The 17,766-nt window shown below is 56.1% G+C and carries 19 protein-coding genes and 1 riboswitch; all 19 genes read right to left on the reverse strand.

What is annotated here, in order from left to right; all coding sequences use genetic code 11:
* Positions 1-55: 55 nt before the first annotated feature.
* Positions 56-1,432, reverse strand: a complete 1,377-nt coding sequence (locus MCACP_RS08560) for a hypothetical protein (RefSeq protein ID WP_406676371.1) — start codon at positions 1,430-1,432, stop codon at positions 56-58.
* 100 nt (positions 1,433-1,532) lie between these two features.
* Positions 1,533-2,045, reverse strand: coding sequence for a hypothetical protein (locus tag MCACP_RS08565; RefSeq protein ID WP_406676372.1), 513 nt, complete (start codon positions 2,043-2,045; stop codon positions 1,533-1,535).
* Positions 2,036-2,434, reverse strand: a complete 399-nt coding sequence (locus MCACP_RS08570) for a prepilin-type N-terminal cleavage/methylation domain-containing protein (protein ID WP_062285216.1) — start codon at positions 2,432-2,434, stop codon at positions 2,036-2,038. Before MCACP_RS08570 ends, MCACP_RS08565 begins: the two co-directional genes overlap by 10 nt.
* Positions 2,431-2,940: a Tfp pilus assembly protein FimT/FimU gene (locus tag MCACP_RS08575; RefSeq protein WP_406676373.1), complete on the reverse strand. Its 510-nt coding sequence runs from the start codon at positions 2,938-2,940 to the stop codon at positions 2,431-2,433. The genes MCACP_RS08570 and MCACP_RS08575 overlap by 4 nt, the downstream gene beginning before the upstream one ends.
* A 31-nt stretch (positions 2,941-2,971) precedes the next feature.
* A complete protein-coding gene (locus MCACP_RS08580) occupies positions 2,972-3,724 on the reverse strand; it encodes a prepilin peptidase (protein WP_406676374.1) in 753 nt (250 codons plus the stop codon).
* 496 nt (positions 3,725-4,220) lie between these two features.
* Positions 4,221-4,370, reverse strand: coding sequence for a prepilin-type N-terminal cleavage/methylation domain-containing protein (locus tag MCACP_RS08585; protein ID WP_406676375.1), 150 nt, complete (start codon positions 4,368-4,370; stop codon positions 4,221-4,223).
* A gap of 179 nt (positions 4,371-4,549) precedes the next feature.
* Positions 4,550-5,080, reverse strand: a complete 531-nt coding sequence (locus MCACP_RS08590; RefSeq protein ID WP_406676376.1) for a type II secretion system protein — start codon at positions 5,078-5,080, stop codon at positions 4,550-4,552.
* Positions 5,081-5,233: 153 nt separating this feature from the next.
* A complete protein-coding gene (locus MCACP_RS08595) occupies positions 5,234-5,812 on the reverse strand; it encodes a prepilin-type N-terminal cleavage/methylation domain-containing protein (RefSeq protein WP_406676377.1) in 579 nt (192 codons plus the stop codon).
* Between the two features lie 287 nt (positions 5,813-6,099).
* Positions 6,100-6,696, reverse strand: coding sequence for a prepilin-type N-terminal cleavage/methylation domain-containing protein (locus MCACP_RS08600; RefSeq protein WP_406676378.1), 597 nt, complete (start codon positions 6,694-6,696; stop codon positions 6,100-6,102).
* Between the two features lie 402 nt (positions 6,697-7,098).
* Positions 7,099-7,638 carry a prepilin-type N-terminal cleavage/methylation domain-containing protein gene (locus MCACP_RS08605; protein ID WP_406676379.1) on the reverse strand — a complete coding sequence of 180 codons (540 nt, stop codon included), beginning with the start codon at positions 7,636-7,638 and terminating at the stop codon, positions 7,099-7,101.
* 244 nt (positions 7,639-7,882) lie between these two features.
* The gene (locus MCACP_RS08610; RefSeq protein ID WP_406676380.1) at positions 7,883-9,091 is read right to left on the reverse strand and encodes a type II secretion system F family protein; all 1,209 of its coding nucleotides are present in this window, start codon (positions 9,089-9,091) and stop codon (positions 7,883-7,885) included.
* Between the two features lie 55 nt (positions 9,092-9,146).
* A riboswitch (cyclic di-GMP riboswitch) is annotated at positions 9,147-9,230 on the reverse strand.
* A 55-nt stretch (positions 9,231-9,285) separates the two neighbouring features.
* Positions 9,286-10,305, reverse strand: a complete 1,020-nt coding sequence (locus tag MCACP_RS08615; RefSeq protein ID WP_406676381.1) for a type IV pilus twitching motility protein PilT — start codon at positions 10,303-10,305, stop codon at positions 9,286-9,288.
* 30 nt (positions 10,306-10,335) lie between these two features.
* Positions 10,336-11,988, reverse strand: coding sequence for a GspE/PulE family protein (locus tag MCACP_RS08620; protein ID WP_406676382.1), 1,653 nt, complete (start codon positions 11,986-11,988; stop codon positions 10,336-10,338).
* Between the two features lie 63 nt (positions 11,989-12,051).
* Positions 12,052-13,125, reverse strand: coding sequence for a 3-dehydroquinate synthase (aroB, locus tag MCACP_RS08625; RefSeq protein ID WP_406676383.1), 1,074 nt, complete (start codon positions 13,123-13,125; stop codon positions 12,052-12,054).
* The gene (locus MCACP_RS08630) at positions 13,104-13,697 is read right to left on the reverse strand and encodes a shikimate kinase (RefSeq protein ID WP_406676384.1); all 594 of its coding nucleotides are present in this window, start codon (positions 13,695-13,697) and stop codon (positions 13,104-13,106) included. Before MCACP_RS08630 ends, aroB begins: the two co-directional genes overlap by 22 nt.
* A 13-nt stretch (positions 13,698-13,710) precedes the next feature.
* A complete protein-coding gene (gene aroC / locus MCACP_RS08635; RefSeq protein WP_406676385.1) occupies positions 13,711-14,862 on the reverse strand; it encodes a chorismate synthase in 1,152 nt (383 codons plus the stop codon).
* Between the two features lie 164 nt (positions 14,863-15,026).
* Positions 15,027-15,917, reverse strand: a complete 891-nt coding sequence (locus tag MCACP_RS08640; protein ID WP_406676386.1) for a shikimate dehydrogenase — start codon at positions 15,915-15,917, stop codon at positions 15,027-15,029.
* Positions 15,918-15,966: 49 nt separating this feature from the next.
* Entirely contained in the window at positions 15,967-16,476 is a 510-nt protein-coding gene (locus MCACP_RS08645; RefSeq protein ID WP_406676387.1) for a YqeG family HAD IIIA-type phosphatase, read from the reverse strand.
* A 100-nt stretch (positions 16,477-16,576) separates the two neighbouring features.
* Positions 16,577-17,758: a class I SAM-dependent rRNA methyltransferase gene (locus tag MCACP_RS08650; RefSeq protein ID WP_406676388.1), complete on the reverse strand. Its 1,182-nt coding sequence runs from the start codon at positions 17,756-17,758 to the stop codon at positions 16,577-16,579.
* Positions 17,759-17,766 lie beyond the last annotated feature (8 nt).

Below are 17,766 nucleotides of genomic sequence, written 5' to 3' on the forward strand. Positions count from 1 at the left end.
ACTGATGTTATCTTCCTTAGGAACAGGTTCATCTTTTCCCGCGGGAGGCCTGGATTTATTGCTCCAAAGCTGCCACCCGCCAGGAAAGGATCTGCCAGTTACCCTGCCTCAAATAGGGAGCCAGGGAACCAACAAGGTTCTGATCATAGGTTATGCGGATCTTACCCTTAATTTTATGGTCATTATCTTTATCCTTACCATTACCATTCCCCTGCCCGTTTCCGTTATTATTATCATTACCCCTTATTTCCTGATTGCTGCCGGAAGTATCATAGCTACCTTCGTCGATTGCACCGACGTACCTGGTTACCAGGCTCCCGTTAATGGTACTCTCCTGGCCGCGATCATTCTTACTAAAGGTGCCCCCGTCAATAAACACTCCTCCCAGGCTGGTACCACCGGAAATATTTAAATCCCCGCCGGCGATGAAGGCCCAGGCATTTCCACCGGAAGCAGGTAACAGGCTGGTCTCCAGGGTGATGCTGCCCGAAGCGGCAATAATGGCGATACCATTATAATAATACAGGGTACTATGGTCGTTGCCATTGTTATTGTTATTGCCATGATCATTGTCATGGCCAGCCGTTATGGTCAGGTCTCCCTGCCGATAAAGAATCGCCGGAGTCATGCCGGCATTATTAACCATGGCCTGGATTTCCTCAATGGTATATGTATCTTTCCCCAGTGTTAAACCGTTTGTAAAAGGAGCATCGGGGTTGTCGGGAAAGGACGGGAAAGTTAAGCTGACACCTTCAAACTTGTTGCCGTAGATTTTACCATTATAGGATTGACCGCGGTATGTTTTGCCATTACTATAAATACCCCCCCCAGCAGTGGCGTCGCCCTTGATAGTTCCTTTAACATAAAGGTCCCCGCCAGCTACAGCGCTTCCCTGGAGGGTACCGTTTACAGTTAAATTTCCACCGGCAGCCACATTAATGATGTTATCCTCGCCGAAAACAACTTTCAGATTGTTGATATCCCCCAGGGCAAGGATATCCCCTCCGGCAATAATTAATTTGTCCTGCTTATCCAGGTCACCGGCAGTAGCCAGGGCAAAGGTATACAGGGGTCGCGCCAGATCGACCTCTACGGCCCGCTGGACACCACCAACCTGGGCCAGAGAGCGAAGGCGGTAGCTCAATACCTGCTGGCTAATATCTACTCTCTGGATATATCCCTGGACCCCAGTTAAAAATGTTTCCCCCAGCCCCTCCCGCCAGCCGGGATCTTGGCGTAATCTTGCCAGGGCCAGGTTGATGCCGGCTTCGGACAAATAAGTGGCCTGGGTAATCTTAACATCATTCGCCGCGCCCTGGCGCTCCACCAGGGAGAGAGAAAGGAGCCCGGCCCCCAGGAGGGAAAGGACCAGGATGGCCAGCAGCACTCCCGGCAGGGCGCTGCCGTGCTGCCCCCAGTACCTCCATGCCAACTTTGTCCTGCCCATTCTTCTCTTAACTATAGCTATATCTAGCCAGGAGTTGGCCAAGAAAACTCACCCTGTTACAAAAATCATTACCCGGAGCCAAATTCTAACCGCCGGGGTTCATAACTTTGAGCCGCAGGGCTGCAGCGGTAATTACGTCAAAGTCCCGTCCTTCGGCGTCCCGGGTAACCAGGTGGAGGGTTACGGTTTTACTGTTTTCCGGCGCCTCTGGATGGTCATAAAAAAATTCCAGAGTCTGCACCCCATAGGCCAGGAGATTATAGCCGCTGAAGCTTAAAGATCCTTTATTTTTAACAGCCCGCCGGAGATCGCTACCGCTCAGCTCATATTTAAACTGGTTTCCGGCCGCGTCAGCAATTATAAGGGTATATCTCCCCGAACCGCTAACCACCTGGCCGGCCGCCTGGATCTCCCTGGTCATCTGCATCAGGGCCACGCGGGCATTCTGCTGGGCATCCATGCGGTCCCAACCACGCTGCCACCATTTTAAACCCGCCTGGAGGATGCTCAAGGAAGCCATAAGGACCAGGACCATCAGGCTGGCGGCAATTACAGTTTCAATTAAAGTAAGGCCGGCCCGCCGCCACTTCACGGCCACCTGGCAACCAGGGTTGCCAGTTCCACCTGCCCCGCCGGGTCATTCACCGGGCGCACCCGCACCATCACTTCCTTCACCTGTAGGACGAGGTCATAATCTGTTATAGTTATCTGGTACTCATATCCCGGCCGGCCGGGGTAAGCCTGCCAGGTGCCGCCAGCTCCAGGCAGGGAGGCCAGGCCATTATAACCGGCTGCCAGGCAGGTTTCCATACGTTCCCGGGCCAGATTCAAAACGATGGTTTCCTGGCCGCCCCTGGTATAACCCCGGGCGGCGGTGATAAACATACCCAGCATAGGCGCCAGCACAGCCGCCAGCAAGGCTGCTGCCACCAGGACTTCAATCAGGGTTAGACCACGGTTGTTACCCGGCCAGCAACACTTTTTCACGTCGTTTTCCCCGCCTTGACCCGGCCGGTAACCGGCATAATGGTTATATAATACTCCCGGCCATAGCGGTCCTTCAGCACTATATCCCCGCTATTTACCGGTTCCCCCTCGATCGTAAAGGATATTTCACTACCCAGCCGGGAACCGGCATGCTGTAAACGTAATTCCATAGTTATGCCCGCGGGAAGTTTGGTTTCCCGGATAATCTCCGTATTTTTTTTCAAGAAATACAGTTCGTTAACGTCGTCAAGGAGGAGCATCCACTGGCGGTCCTCGCCGCCCATGGCCCTCTGCTGTACTTCCCGGATATCGCTCACCAGTTGCCAGGCCGCCGTCTGCACCTGCCACCATGCCAGGCTCTTAGCCACTACCGGCAGGACCACCGTAGCCAGGAGCCCGGTGATAGCCATGACAGCTACCATTTCTACCAGGGTAAAACCGCCATTTCCCTTTACCGGCCGCCTGGAGCCAGCCTTTACTCCCCCTGCCATGATGACTACTCTCATATTAACAGCTCGCACTTTGCTTGGCCTAATATTATATAAACCTGCCAAGATACCAGTGCAACATTTCCTCGCCAAAAAACAACGCCAGCAGCCCCCCTATGGCGATAAAAGGCGCGAAAGGAAGGGGGTCCTGCCGCTTTTTCCGGCCGGTAACCAGCAAGCAAACGCCCGCTGAGCCGCCAGTGACCAGGGAAAGGAAAAGAGCCAGAGATGCCAGTGGCCAGCCGAGGAAAAGCCCTACCATACCTGCAAGTTTGACATCCCCGCCGCCCATGCCACCTTTACTTATTACGGCAACCAGCAGCAAAAATCCTGCTGCCGCAACTGCTCCCAATAAAGAAGACCAAAACCCCACATCCCGCGCCATCAGGCTTAAAAGAATACCGCCGCAGGCACCGGTCACCACGAGGCGGTCAGGGATCAGGTAGTGCTCCAGATCGATGAAGCTGGCGGCTACCAGCACGGCGCTTAGAAAAAGGTATTTTACCAGGATCCAGGAAAGGCCGAAATTATAAAAAAGAGTGGTAAATACCACGCCCGTGACAAGCTCAACTAAAGGATATCGTGAGGAAATCGGCAGGCGGCAGTAACGGCACCTGCCCCGCAAAAACAGGTAGCTCAATACGGGTATAAGGTCGTACCAGGCCAGCGCCCGCCCGCAAGCCGGGCAATGCGAACGACCCCAGACCACCGTTTCTCCTCGTGGCAGGCGGTAAATGACCACGTTAAGGAAACTGCCGATAAAAAGACCCAGTAGGAAGAAAAACCCTTCAATCCAAAACATACTTTTCCCTTCTACACACTTATGGCAAGCCCAACCGCACGCCAGGCGCCGGATACCCAAGCGACAAGCGCGCCGGCGCTATAACCCCTCCATCCAGATGATCACCGAGATGTAGTACGTACCGTTTTCCTCCCCCACATAGGAGTAACCGACACTCTGCCGGATGCGCCGATCCGCGGCATTGCGGATGCCCTGATTAGGGAAGCCGCCGATGGTAACTACGACGCATTTGGTGTTGTTAACTGAAATCGGATTGCCCGCAGCGTAATAGACAGTACCGCAAGGTATTACACTTTTCTAGTAGCGATAATGGCCGCCCATGGCGTGACACCAGGCGGCTTCTCCAGGTACGGAGCGTTCCAACCGGTGCTAACGTCAGGCTTTACGTAGTAAAAGAAGCCATATTCGTCTCCTTTGTCGTAGGGGCGTTCGTAGGAATCCTGCTCCGACTTAGGCCAGTCGCCGTTATCGGCGTAATAGGTGTAACCGGCCGCCTTTATGGCCGCACATCGGCGACCACCCGAGCTATCTTCGCATTTTCCACAGCCCTGAAGGCGCCAGGGGCAACGATGGCGGCCAGGATACCGATGATGGCGATAACTACCAAGAGTTCCACCAGAGTAAAGCCGCGCTCGTCCCGTTGCAAGCTTGAATAACAACCGTCACCGGTTCACCTGCTTCCGAAAGGAAATTAGCTCCGCATGCTTACTACTCCACAACCGGCAAAAACATGTAGAACGAGTTCAGGCAAGAACCAGGCCGAAAGAAGCCACCTTTAAGGTACAATGGCAACACGAGCACAGATAAAGAGGCACTTCTTGACCTTTACCACCGGTGGAGGATTACCAGAAGCTTTCCGGTGTCCAGCTTCATTACGTTGCCAGTATCGAGATTCCCGTCGTCCATGTCCCTGTCAAGCAAAAGCATCAGATTATCCGGGAGAGTGGGCGCGTTATAAATAGTGACACCGATAATATTTTTCGTTTCATTATTCCACGTCCAATTTTCCCATACTTCCCAGTCGTACGACCCGCCGAAGGGTGTAGCTGTGGGCCAGCGCTCCAGGTAGGGGCCGTTCCACCTATCTACGTTATCCACATTGGCCATGAATCCGGGAACGCCGCCCGGGGGTTTATCTTCCGGCCATTGGCCGGTATCAGCGTAGTAATTCGCTGCCGCTGCCTTAAAAGCTTTCAAGTCGGCCTCCACCCGGGCTACCTTCGCCTTTTCCACCGCCTTGAAGGCGCTGGGAGTAATAATAGCCGCCAGAATACTGATGATGGCAATAACCACCAGAAGCTCTACCAGGGTGAAGCCACGCTTGTTGTTCAGTTTTTTCCTTAGAATATAAAACACTTTAATGCACCCTGCATTTTCTGTTCGTTTAAGCTGGGATACCCCTGCAAAAATGTCAGCAAAGGCATAATTCAGGCAGGTCTAAATCAAGACGAACGGCAGTTTGTTAAGCAACCCACTGCTGTCCTGGCTTTGCCGTTGCAATACCACCGCTTAATAAATCCAATCGGTAATCTTTAAGGTAACTTTGTGCAAACTAGGATTAACATCATCTTGTCCCTTATAATAAACTTCAAAGGGACTCAGTTCCGCCAGTTTGTCGGCGCTGGCCTCGGGGATTTCATGAATAGTTACAAAGATTCCCTGTCTGGGCCAGCACTCATAGTCGTACCTGCCGCCCCAGGCGGTCTTCTTGGTTAGGGAGAAATCCAGATAAGGTCCCTGCCAGCGGGAATTAAGTCTATCTCGATATTCCTGCTCCGTCAAGCCCATAGCCGCGATTGTATCAGCCCTATAAGTAACAGTGTCCGGGTTTACTCCCAGGCCTGGATCTTGGTGCCAGGGTTCCGGGTCAGCAGGGAAGAAACCTACATCGGCATTAAAGGCAAGCACCGCCGACTTTAAAGCGGTCATATCCTGAATTGTCCTGGAAATTTTAGACTTCTCCACCGCCCTAAAAGCATTGGGGGCGATGATGGCGGCCAAAATGCCGATGATGGCGATGACCACCAAAAGCTCCACCAGGGTGAAACCGCGATTGTTGTGGCGCAGGTTTGATAAACCAAATTTCACCGGCTTACATCCTCCCCAAAAGGACAGTCACCTGCTCACAATCCCCCCTGCCGGAAAAGGGTACGGGACGGATTAAGGTGGGGCCGGGTAGCCTGCCCCAGGCGCCTAAACGCCGCAGGCAGGCCGTTCCGACCACTCAATATCTCCATTGCATGCTCGCTGCTTTTAGTCGAAAGGCTCGCCAGTGCCCAGCGATAAACCTTACACAGCTCGGGTTCGTCTGCGACCTTGAAGGTACCCGGAGTAACAAAGATCAACACTGCAAAGGCAGTTTTAAAAATAATTTTTTAATAGTTATCCCTGGAGATCAGAAGGTACACACGGCGCTCCGATCCAGACTGAACAAATACAATATCTTCTCCAAGGTCGGTCTGTAGTATCTTGGCTGCTGCGGTGACAGTCCCCCCAGAACTAGTAGGCGCGCCAGGCACATTGGTTAAGCCCAAATACACAAAACGACTCCCTGGAGGTGCCCCGGTTCCCCATGGGCAACCGCTAGGAAGTTGTGACGTAGTACTGTTGTAAAATATATAAATTCCGCCCCACGGGTTCTTGCTCGGCCAACGCTCAAGGTAGGGGCCGTTCCAGTTATCAATCCAGTTAGTGGGTGGTGTACCATTGTAATTGTCTACTTTAATAAATCCTGGATCTGTACCATCGGATTTTGACGCCGGCCAAATACCCGTATCCGTGTATGCGTTCAGCGCCGCTGCTTTAATCGCCTTGTAATCCGCTTCCGCCGCCGCCACCTTGCCCTTCTCAATGGCCTTGAAAGCATTGGGAGCGATGATGGCGGCTAAAATGCCGATAATGGCGATGACAACCAGAAGCTCCACCAGGGTGAAACCGCGATTATCGTGGCGCAAGCTCCGTAAACCAAACACTAATAGCTCACCTCCTTACCAAAATTAACAGGTGACGTGCTTCACTACTCCCCCGCCGGAACAGGTCGCACGGCGGGTTCCGGCCGTGACTGTGTGCTGCCGGCACCGGATGCACCGGCAGCATGTGTTAAGCAGACTCGGCAGTCACTTCAACTTCAAAATCTTCGTAATCTATCTCTTTGGGTTCCGAGTATACTATGCACCTATTTGCAATAGAGGAGCTATTCATCTACTCCCGAACAGTCCCATAACCCCCATTTTCCTCTCCGGCCAACGTTTTTGGCAGAGGAACCATTCTGGGATATCAAGGTACTACTTAAATTTAGTTTTTTGTGATGGAATGAAGGCCTTTTAGTAAGAAGAAGTAGAGCAGGGTTTGATCCATACCGGGAGTAACCATGCCTAGTCATCATTAGAGATAATTATTCTTACTGTCGTTTTGGTAGATTCTTGTTTAACGCTATCGTTACCTAAGTCTCTTTGTAATATAGGGAAAGCCGATTCTGGTACTTGAGTTAACTCAAGGTATCTTTCTTCCTTATCATCACTATCCCATGTGCTTTCATCTTTTTTAAATGTATAAGTCCCACCCCACGGGTTTTTGCTCGGCCAACGTTCCAGGTAGGGGCCGTTCCAGTTATTTAAGTCATTTTGAGTCAAATTACTTGAACTTGAAGTACTTGGTTTGGTCACAAATCCAGGATCTGTTCCATCTGCACTACTACTATCCGGCCACTTACCTATGTCCGTGTAAAAATTCAGCGCCGCCGCCTTGATGGCCTTGTAGTCCGCTTCGGCGGCCGCCACCTTGCCCTTTTCGATGGCCTTGAAGGCGTTGGGTGCGATGATGGCGGCCAGGATGCCGATGATGGCAATAACGACCAAGAGCTCGACCAGGGTGAAGCCCCGCTGGTCCCGCGCCTTTTTCAGTCTCTGCCACATGAATCAATCAACCTCCCTGATTTTTTTGCCTGCGCTTTTTGCATTCCTGCTGTCAGCCCGTCGGGGAAACCTACAAATAGATCACCCCCCTCTTACCCGCATTATTATCCCCGATCTCAAACGCGGCAGGAGGCAGAGTTATCCTGGCACTCCTCGACATGGAGCCGCCGGCCAGGGCATTGTCATGAGGGCAGGCTGCTAGGATAGCCACCGGCAAAATGAGAAAAAGATACCCCGCGCGCCTCTACCTTATGCCGCCCAGCATCTGAAAGTAGGGCAGAAAGACCGAAATTACGATCACCCCCACAATGCCACCAAGCCCCACAATCAGGATTGGTTCTATGAGTGAAGCCAGGCGGGCCACGACCGCCTCCACTTCCTGCTCATATAGAGTCGCCACTCGTTCGAGCATGGCATCCAGGGCCCCAGTTTCCTCGCCTACCGTAATCATCTCCACCACCATGGGAGGGAAGACGCCGCTCGCTTCCAGTGGAGTCGCCAAGCTCTGCCCGTCGCGAACGCTTTCTGCCGCCCGCTCCACCGCGCCAGCCACCACAGCATTGCCCACCGTACGCCGCACTATTTCCAGGGCCAGCAGGACCGGTACACCGCTGTGCAGGAGGGTGCCCAGGGTACGGCTGAAACGAGATAGAACCGCCTTATGATGCACGGGACCGAAAATTGGTAAACGAAGAAACAAACGGTCGACCTGGTAGCGCCCCGCTGGCCTTTGCTGCCAGCGGTAAAACCCGAAACCGGCGCCGGCCATAAAAAAGACCAGAAAAGGCCACAAGCGCCGTAACCCTTCACTTAGTCCTAGAACCAGGCGCGTCGGCCAGGGAAGGGGCACCTGCAGGCTGTTCAACATGACCTGGAAGGAAGGCAGGACATAAGTCAGGAGAAAAATAACTACCAGCAGGGCAACCATGCTGACTATCGCCGGGTAGGTCAGGGCTGATTTGACCTTTTCCTCTACCTCATGTTCCCGTTCCAGGTGCCCGGCAAGGCGCTCCAGGGTCTCGTCCAGGGCCCCACCCAGTTCACCGGCCTCTACGGTGTGAATGAAGATAGGCGGGAAGACCCGGGGCTGCCGTTCCAGGGCCCGGTAAAAGGCCTCTCCGGACTCCAGGTCCTGGAGAAGCATACCGATACTTTCTCGCAGGGAAGGATTTTCCGCCTGTCGCTGTAAAATATGCAAGGCCGTCACAATCGGCAGGCCAGCCCCCAGCATGGTCGCCAGCTGGCGGCTGAAGAGGGCCAGGTCGCGACGGGATACCGGCCGCCGGAAAAGGCGCCGCCAGTCCCGGGCTGGGGTTACAACTGCCGGTCGGCAGTAAGTAATAAAAATCCCCTGCCGGCGCAGTTCCCTGATGGCCAGTTCCTGGCTTTCCGCTTCTATATTCCCGCTAACTGCATTCCCCCTGGCATCCCTTCCCCGGTAGGCAAAATTCATGCTTTCCCTCCAAAATATAAATAGCCACCGGCAACAGGGAAAGATAGAACTCTTCCCCGGCAGCCCGGCGGCCATGGACAGCGTCTACAGGCCCGTAGCTTTGCGCCCCTGGCTTTCGCCAGGTTTGCCTTGAACGAGGATATATGGACATTTATTCGTCATAAAAAGGCAAATTCCTGCTAATCCTGGCGCCGTTAACCATTGTTTAATTCTCTATCCGTTATTACCCCTCTGGTGACCAGCTGCCGCAGAGCCATGTCCATGGTCTGCATGCCGTAGCGGGCTCCCGTCTGCATGCTGGAAACAATCTGGTGGGTTTTACCCTCGCGGATGAGATTCTTTACGGCCGGGGTAGCAATCAGCACTTCCACGGCTGCCACCCGACCCTTCCTATCGGCCCGCGGTAAAAGCTGCTGGGTGATAACCCCTTCCAGGGTGTCGGCCAGCTGGATACGGACCTGTCCCTGCTGGTGGGGCGGGAAAACGTCAATGATCCGGTCCACGCTCTGGATGGCACTGCTGGTATGTAAAGTCGCCAGGACCAGGTGGCCCGTTTCCGCGGCCGTGATGGCCGTGGCAATGGTCTCCAGATCGCGCATCTCGCCGACCAGGATAACATCCGGGTCCTGGCGTAGGGCGGCCCGCAGGGCACTGGCAAAGGACTGGGTATCAGAACCCACTTCCCTTTGGTTGACGATGCTACGGCGGTGCTGGTGCAGGTATTCGATGGGGTCTTCCAGGGTAATAATATGGCAGCTGCGTTCCCGGTTGATTTTATCCACCATGGCCGCCAGGGTGGTGGACTTGCCGCTACCCGTCGGCCCCGTCACCAGGACCAGGCCGTGCTGTCGTTCCGCCAGCTCGGCCACCACCGGCGGTAATCCCAGGGTTTCCAGGCTGGGTATTTCCCTGGGTATAAGGCGGATGGCTGCGCCAACGCTCCCCCGCTGATGAAAGACATTGACCCGGAAACGGCTTACGCCGGGCAGGGAGTAAGCCAGGTCTATTTCTCCCCGCTCTTGCAATACCTCCCACCTCTCGCCCACCATAGGCCGTACCAGGCTGGCAGTCATTTCGGAATCCAGGGGCTCCCACTGGCGCTGAACCTGGAGTTCGCCGTGGACCCGGAAAACTGGCGGCAGGCCAACAGAGAGATGGACATCGGAGGCCCCGGCGGCAGCCGCCGCCCGCAGGATGGTTTCAATGTCGAGCATAATTTAAGTATCCTCCCCTCCGGCAGTTCCCTAAAAACCGCCCAGGGAAACACGCAGGACTTCACTCACGGTGGTAATCCCCTGGCGGACTTTTTCCAAGCCGTCCTCGATTAAAGGCACCATACCGGCAGCTACCGCCGCATCTTTCAAGGCCATGGCCGGTGCCTTGGCGGTCACCAGGCCGCGGAGTTCTTCATTCATCACCAGTACCTCCTGGATGGCCGTCCGGCCAGCATAACCGGTAAAGCTGCAGCGCTGGCAACCCCGACCCCGCCAGAGTTCTTCTACTGCGGGCAGCCAGGTCTTTTCCAAAGACCCCGGTTCAGGTCGGTAAATCTCCCGGCAGTGGGGGCAGAGCCGGCGTACCAGCCGCTGGGCCACTACGCCGATAAGGGAAGAGTTGACCAGGTAAGGTTCAACGCCCATATCTAAGAGGCGGGTGACGGCCCCGGCAGCGTCATTGGTATGAAGGGTGCTGAACACCAGATGGCCGGTAGTCGCCGCCCGGACGGCGATGTCGGCCGTCTCGCGATCGCGAATTTCTCCTACCATAATGATATCGGGATCCTGGCGCAGGATAGATCGCAGCCCGGAGGCGAAGGTTAACCCTGCCTTAGGATTGACCCGCACCTGGTTGATGCCGGGCAACAGGTATTCTACGGGGTCTTCAATGGTAATGATGTTTTTTTCCGGTGAGCTTAAAATGTTAAGGGTGGCATAGAGGGTCGTCGTTTTACCGCTTCCCGTGGGCCCCGTAATGAGGAGCATGCCGTAGGAACTGTGGATGAGGCTCGCAAAGCGCTCTTTTATGGCCGGCAAAAATCCCAGGTCGTCCAGGGACAGGAGCATGGCCTCCTGGTCCAGCAGGCGCAGGACGATCTTTTCCCCGTAAACCGTGGGCAGGCTGGAAACCCGCAGGTCGACGTTGCGTTTACCCAGGGTAAACTGAAATCGACCGTCCTGGGGCAGGCGCTTTTCGGCAATATCCATGCCGGCCATGATCTTGATCCTGGAGATCAGGCTGCTTAGCACCCCCAGGGGCAGGCGGGTTAACTCCCGCAGCAGGCCATCCACCCGCAGGCGTACGCGCACTTCCCCTTCCTGGGGTTCGATGTGGATATCGCTGGCCCGCATCTGGATCGCCTGCTGGATAAAGCTGTTAACCAGCCGTACAGCCGGTGCCCCTTCGGTACCGCCGGGACCGGGAGCTTCCAGGGCAGCGGCGGCGGCCTCGCTCATGCTGGCAGCAATTTCCTTCTGCCAGAACCTGCTCAAAGCCTCTTCAATCTCCCTTTCGGCAGCTATAGCCGGCATGATCTCCTTGCCGGTAGCCAGGCGCAGGTCGTCCAGGGCCAGCAGGTTCAGGGGGTCGGCCATGGCTACCAGGAGACGGTTGCCGTCCAGGCGAATGGGGATGGCCTGGTAGCGCCGCGCCAAGCCCTCCGGCACCAGACGCACCACCTCCGGGTCCAGGTGGTAGTCGGCCAGGACGACTTTGGGAATGCCCAGCTGAAATTCCAGCACTTCCAGGATGCTCTCTTCGGTGATGAAACCCAGCCGCACCAGTACCCTGCCCAGGCGTTCGCCGGTACGCTTTTGTTCCCGCAGGGCCTCCTCCAGCTGGGCCGGGGTGATCATCCCGGCCGCAATTAAAAGGTCCCCCAGCCGCCGCCGGGTATCCATCTTGCTCCCCTCCCGCAACATTCATTCTTTAGCAGGCCGAGGCGGACAGCCCCCGGATATTCCTCAGCAAATAACCGCCATAATCTCCTCTAAACTAACCGGGGTAACCTGCACCCGGCCCAGCCGTTCCGGCAGGACCATCCGCAGCAGGCCCTGGCGGATCTTTTTATCATGGCCCAGGGCCGCCTGGAAAGCAGCAGGGTCGACGGCAGGCAAATCAACCGGCAGGCCTGCCCGCTGCAGCAACCGCACCAGGCGGCCGACTTCCGCTTCGCTAAACATTCCCCGCCGCACGGCCAGGCGGGCGGCGGCGGCCATCCCCATGGCAACGGCCTCACCGTGGCGGTAGGCGGTAAAACCCGTCACGGCTTCCACGGCATGGCCGATAGTGTGGCCAAAATTTAAAATGGCCCGCAAACCACTTTCCCGCTCATCCCGGGCAACTATTTCTGCTTTCAGGGCACAGGAGCGTAAAACGATGGTTTCCAGGATCCCCTCTTCTCCATTCAGGGCGCCTTCCAGGTGATCTTCCAGGTAGGTAAAAAAGCCGGCATCCATGATGACGCCATATTTGATGACTTCCGCGAGGCCGGCCCTGACTTCCCGCGGCGGCAGGGTGGCCAGGGTGTCCAGATCGGCGATAACGGCCGCCGGCTGGTAAAAGGCACCGATGAGGTTCTTGCCCCGGGGATGGTTGACGGCCACCTTGCCCCCTACGCTGGCGTCGACCTGGGCCAGGAGGGTGGTGGGAATCTGGATAAAAGGAACCCCACGTAGCCAGGTGGCGGCGACAAACCCCGCTACATCCCCGACCACGCCGCCGCCCAGAGCCATGATGGCTGCCCCGCGCTCGATACCGGCTGCCAGGGCAGCATCATATAGTTCAGCCGCAACTTTAAGGGTTTTGGCCTCCTCCCCGTCGGGAACCAGGGCGAGATGCGGCTGAAAACCGGCTGCTTTGAGGCTTTGCTCCAGGGTGGGCCAGTAATGGCCAGCTACAATGGCATTGCTTACCACCAGGCAGGGAGCGGCCAGGTCCAGGTTTTTTAACAAGGTTCCGGTTTGCTTTAACAGCCCGGAGCCACATATAATTTTATAACTACGTTCACCCAGGTCTACTTTAAGCTCGCCAGCCATGATTTTAAAGCCTCCTTTATTTCTCCGGCCACGGCGGCTGCGTTTTTGCCATCTGTCTCAACATAAACGTCGGCAAAGGCATAATAAGGCTCGCGGTGCTTGAGGAGATTAGCCACCTCTTCCCGGCGCCGGCCCTGGAGGAGGGGGCGGTCCCCCTTCACCCCGGCGCGCTGCAGGGCCGTTTCCAGCCCTACCTGGAGCCAGATGACTTTGTTGCCTTCCCGCAGGCGCTGGACATTGACTCCGGAAAGGACGGCCCCCCCGCCGGTGGCGATAACCGTCCGCCGGGAGGCGGCCGCCCGGGCAACGGCCGCCTGCTCAAGTTCCCGGAAATATTGCTCTCCGTAGCGGGCAAAAATTGCTTTAATAGACAAACCAGCATCCTCTTCGATCATGGCGTCGGTATCCAGAAAAGACCAGCCCAAGCTGGCGGCCAGGATCTTCCCTACTGTTGTTTTGCCGCTGCCCATAAAGCCAATTAAAACAATATTGTCCGGCATCCGTCTTCGTCTTCCTCTTTCTCTATCTCGCTCAAGGGTGGCATTGTTTTGTTCGCTCCCCGGCAGGATCATAGACCCTTACATGTTAAATACCGCTTAAATACTCCCGGTAAGCCGCCATTCGCTCCTTAATTTCCGGTAAATAATCGCCGCCAAATTTCTCCATTACTGCCCCGGCCAGTACCCAGGCCACCGCCGCCCAGGCAACGACCGCTGCCGCCGGGACGGCGCAGACGTCAGAACGTTCCACAGCAGCAGTAACAGGTTTTTTTGTCAGGAAATCAACGCTGGGCAGGGGCTGCATAAGGGTAGGAATGGGTTTCATGGCCGCCCGCAGGACAAGGGTTTCTCCATTGGTCATGCCGCCTTCCAGGCCGCCGGCGCGGTTGGTGGGATGGTAAAAGCCCTGTCCTTCCCGGTAGGCGATGGCATCATGGGCCAGGCTTCCCGGAATACTTGCGAGCTCAAAACCGGCGCCGATTTCTACCCCTTTGATGGCTGGGATGCTCATTAAAGCCTGGGCCAGGCGCCCGTCCAGGCGCCGGTCCCAGTGAACATGGCTGCCCAGCCCGGCGGGAACCCCGGTTGCCAGGACTTCCACCACCCCTCCCAGGGTATCCCCCTTTTGCCGGGCTTCTTCTATAACGGCTACCATGGCCCGGCTGGCTTCCGGGTCGGCACAGTAGACGGGCGACTCCCATGCCTGCCGGGCGGCACTCAATTCTACCGCCCCTTTGACTGCAACCGGTCCAATCCGGACCACATGGGCCGCCAGTTCAATCCCCAGTTCTTTGAGCAAGGCAGCAGCCGCAGCCCCGGCCGCCACCCTGGCAGCCGTTTCCCGGGCACTGGCCCGTTCCAGGATATTGCGCATGTCTGCCTGGTGGTACTTCAAGCATCCCGCCAGGTCGGCATGTCCCGGCCGCGGGCGGGTGACTACCCGCTCGGCCCGGGCCTCCGGGCCCGGAGCCATAATCTCCTGCCAGTTGGCCCAGTCCCGGTTGGCTATAAAAAGGGCAACAGGGCTGCCCAAGGTATAGCCGCCTCTCACCCCTGCCAGGATCTCCACCCGGTCCCGTTCAATGCTCATGCGCCCGCCGCGGCCGTAACCGCCCTGGCGGCGGGCCAGCCAGGTATTTATCTCTTCAGCCGTCAGGGGCACCCCGGCCGGCAGCCCCTCTACAATCACACTTAAACCCCGCCCGTGGGATTCCCCCGCGGTAAGATAACGCAGCAAAGTATCTCCTGCCTCTCCTAATTATCCAACCTTCCGCCAGAACTCCAGGCTGGTATTGTCTTGCTCGCTCCCTGGTCCGCGCGGATCAACCCACGTCTCAGCCCCGGGCTGCTTTACCGCTCGGACCAAGTAGCTCGCTCTAAACAAATGCCGGCCTGTTTTTTTCATCCTTCTGATGGTGCCTGTTTAGCGTTATGAGAATCTTGTATTGCTTTCCGGAGGGCTTCTCCCATGACCTCCACCGGTGCCGGCTTCCCCGTCCACAGGGTAAAGGCCGCGGCCCCCTGGTACAGGAGCATCCCCAAACCGGATATAACCCGGCAACCCCGCTGCCTGGCATCCCGCAGGAACCTGGTTTCCAGGGGATTGTAGACCAGGTCGTAGACCCATTGCCCGGCGTGGAGCCAGGCCGCCGGCAGGGGTACGGCTCCCACCATGGGGGCCATGCCGGCACTGGTGGCATTTACCACCAGGTCGGCCCCTCCTAGCCTAGGGCGCAGCTCTTCTTCTTGCAGGGTACAAGCCCTAACGGGAACCCCCAAACCGGTCAGAGCGGCTGCCAGGTGTCCGGCCCGCTCCAATGTGCGGTTGGCAATGGTCAGCCCGGTACAACCCGCCCCGGCCAGGGCAAAGGCCACCGCCCTGGCCGCCCCCCCGGCCCCGAGGATGACCGCTTTCTTGCCAGCCGGGTCAAAACCTGCTTCCTGGAGGGAACGCAAAAAACCGCTGGCGTCAGTATTGTAGCCGGTGAGGCGCCCGCCTTCATTGACTATAGTATTCACGGCTCCAATCCGGGCCGCTGTGGGTTCAACTGCATCCAGGTATTTAATAACTGCTTCTTTATGGGGTACCGTAACATTGGCGCCCAGGAACCCCAGGGCTTTAAGCCCGGCCATGGCAGCCGGCATGTCGGAAGGAGTAACGGCAAAGGCCAGGTACACCAAGTCCAGCCCGGCGGCGGCAAAGGCCGCATTTTGCATTAAAGGCGATAAAGAATGTTCTACAGGATAACCCAGAAGGGCTACCAGACGCGTTGAAGCTTTTACCTGTAACATGGCCTGCCCCGCTATTTCTTTTAATAATCGGGATATTTAAAACTAGTTTTTATAAGTCCTTTAAATCGCTGATCACAAGGTGTTTAGTTATCAATTTTTCTAACTGGCGCATCAGCCTGGTGCCAAAGAACTCGCGCTTATTTATGGGCATCACCAGGATCGTAAACAGCCCCAGGCGGTTTCCCCCCAGCACATCGGTAAAAACCTGGTCGCCGATGACGGCAGTATTACCAACTGCCGTTTCCATGACGGCCATGGCCTGGTAAAAGGCCCGCCGCCGGGGTTTACCGGCCCTGGATATTCCCGGGATACCCAGGTAAGCAGCTATTTTTTGCACCCGTTCATCCCGGTTGTTGGAAACGAGGCAAGCCCGCAAGCCCTGCTTCTTTAATTCCGTAAACCACTGGTATACTTCCCGGTCCAGGGTCGCCCGTCCCCATTCGGTCACCGTATTATCTAGGTCAATAATCAAGCCGCGGATGCCCCGGGCCTTTAAAGCTGCCAGGGGTATATCTCGCAGGGAGCGTACGTAGAGGTCAGGTTGCAGCAGCTCGAGCATGTTTCACTCCTTAGGTTAGGCACTTACAGGTTATTATACCACAAATAAACTGCCGGGAGAAACTTTATTCGATTTTCGCCGGCAGCGGTATTAGTTTAAATCAAATTATCTCCAATAGCAGGCATTTGAGGTAGCGCGACTCGTCGTAACCTAAAATCACCGGGTGATCAATGGCCTGGCCGCGCCTGGCCAGCAGGCGCAGGCGGCGCCGAGCATCCATGGCTGCGCTCTGGATAACTTCTAAAAAGAGATCCTCGGGCATGTGGTAGGAACAGGAGCAAGTCACCAGAAAGCCGCCCGGGGATAAAAGCTTCATCGCCCGCAAATTTATCTCTTTATAGCCGCGGATGGCCCCTTTCAGGGCCTTCCTGGCCTTAACAAATGCCGGGGGATCCAGGATTACTACATCAAACCTTTCTTTACGGCGTTCAAATTCCCGCAGGGCATCAAAAACATTTGCTTCCTCAAAAGAACATAGGTTACCAAAACCATTAAGGACAGCATTGCGCCGCGCCATAGCTATGGCTTCTGGGGAGATATCCAGGCCCAGGACTTCCCGGGCGCCATAATGGGCGGCATGGACGCTGAACCCGCCGGTATGGCAGAAACAATCCAGCACCCGCGCTCCTTTGACAAGCGACTGCAGGGCGGCCCGGTTTTCCCTCTGGTCCAGGAAGTAACCCGTCTTCTGTCCCGCGGCCAGATCCACATAAAATTTAAGGCCATTTTCTTGTATGATAACCTGCGGGTCAAAGGGCCCTTTCAGGAAACCTGACCGTAGCTCCAGGCCTTCCAGTTCCCGCACCGGCGCATCGTTGCGCTCATAGATACCCGCGGGCTGGAGTAGCTCATCCAGGATTTCTACTAAAGTTTCTTTAAAGCGCTCAATTCCTAACGCCAGGGTCTGGACTACCAGGTAGGGGCCAAATTTGTCGACAATTAACCCGGGCAGAAAGTCCGCCTCCCCAAAGACAACACGATAGGCGTCCGTTCCTGCACCGGCCAAAACCCTGCGGCGGTAATCCACGGCTGCTGTTAGACGCCGCCGCCAGAAAACTTTATCGATTTTTTCATCACGGTCGTTAGTTAAGATGCGGACAGTAATCATGGAGGCCGGGTTAATATACCCCCGGCCAATAAACCTGCCGCGGTGATCCTCTACGGCAACTATGTCTCCCGGTTCAAAGGTGCCATAGATGGTCTCAATCTCCGTCCGGTAAACCCATGGATGGCCTCCTTTAATCCGCCCCTCTTCGCCCCGCTTCAGCTGCACCCTTGCCATATTGAACA

This window comes from Neomoorella carbonis (assembly GCF_045278715.1).
In the GTDB taxonomy this organism is placed as follows: Bacteria; Bacillota; DSM-521; order Neomoorellales; family Neomoorellaceae; genus Neomoorella; species Neomoorella carbonis.

Coding starts and splice junctions, on each gene's coding strand:
- MCACP_RS08575 (WP_406676373.1), bottom strand. CDS start 2,940: ATGAGAGTAGTCATCATGGCAGGGGGAGTAAAGGCTGGCTCCAGGCGG.
- MCACP_RS08580 (WP_406676374.1), bottom strand. CDS start 3,724: ATGTTTTGGATTGAAGGGTTTTTCTTCCTACTGGGTCTTTTTATCGGC.
- MCACP_RS08605 (WP_406676379.1), bottom strand. CDS start 7,638: ATGTGGCAGAGACTGAAAAAGGCGCGGGACCAGCGGGGCTTCACCCTG.
- MCACP_RS08610 (WP_406676380.1), bottom strand. CDS start 9,091: ATGAATTTTGCCTACCGGGGAAGGGATGCCAGGGGGAATGCAGTTAGC.
- MCACP_RS08615 (WP_406676381.1), bottom strand. CDS start 10,305: ATGCTCGACATTGAAACCATCCTGCGGGCGGCGGCTGCCGCCGGGGCC.
- MCACP_RS08620 (WP_406676382.1), bottom strand. CDS start 11,988: ATGGATACCCGGCGGCGGCTGGGGGACCTTTTAATTGCGGCCGGGATG.
- aroB (WP_406676383.1), bottom strand. CDS start 13,125: ATGGCTGGCGAGCTTAAAGTAGACCTGGGTGAACGTAGTTATAAAATT.
- MCACP_RS08630 (WP_406676384.1), bottom strand. CDS start 13,697: ATGATCCTGCCGGGGAGCGAACAAAACAATGCCACCCTTGAGCGAGAT.
- MCACP_RS08640 (WP_406676386.1), bottom strand. CDS start 15,917: ATGTTACAGGTAAAAGCTTCAACGCGTCTGGTAGCCCTTCTGGGTTAT.
- MCACP_RS08645 (WP_406676387.1), bottom strand. CDS start 16,476: ATGCTCGAGCTGCTGCAACCTGACCTCTACGTACGCTCCCTGCGAGAT.
- MCACP_RS08650 (WP_406676388.1), bottom strand. CDS start 17,758: ATGGCAAGGGTGCAGCTGAAGCGGGGCGAAGAGGGGCGGATTAAAGGA.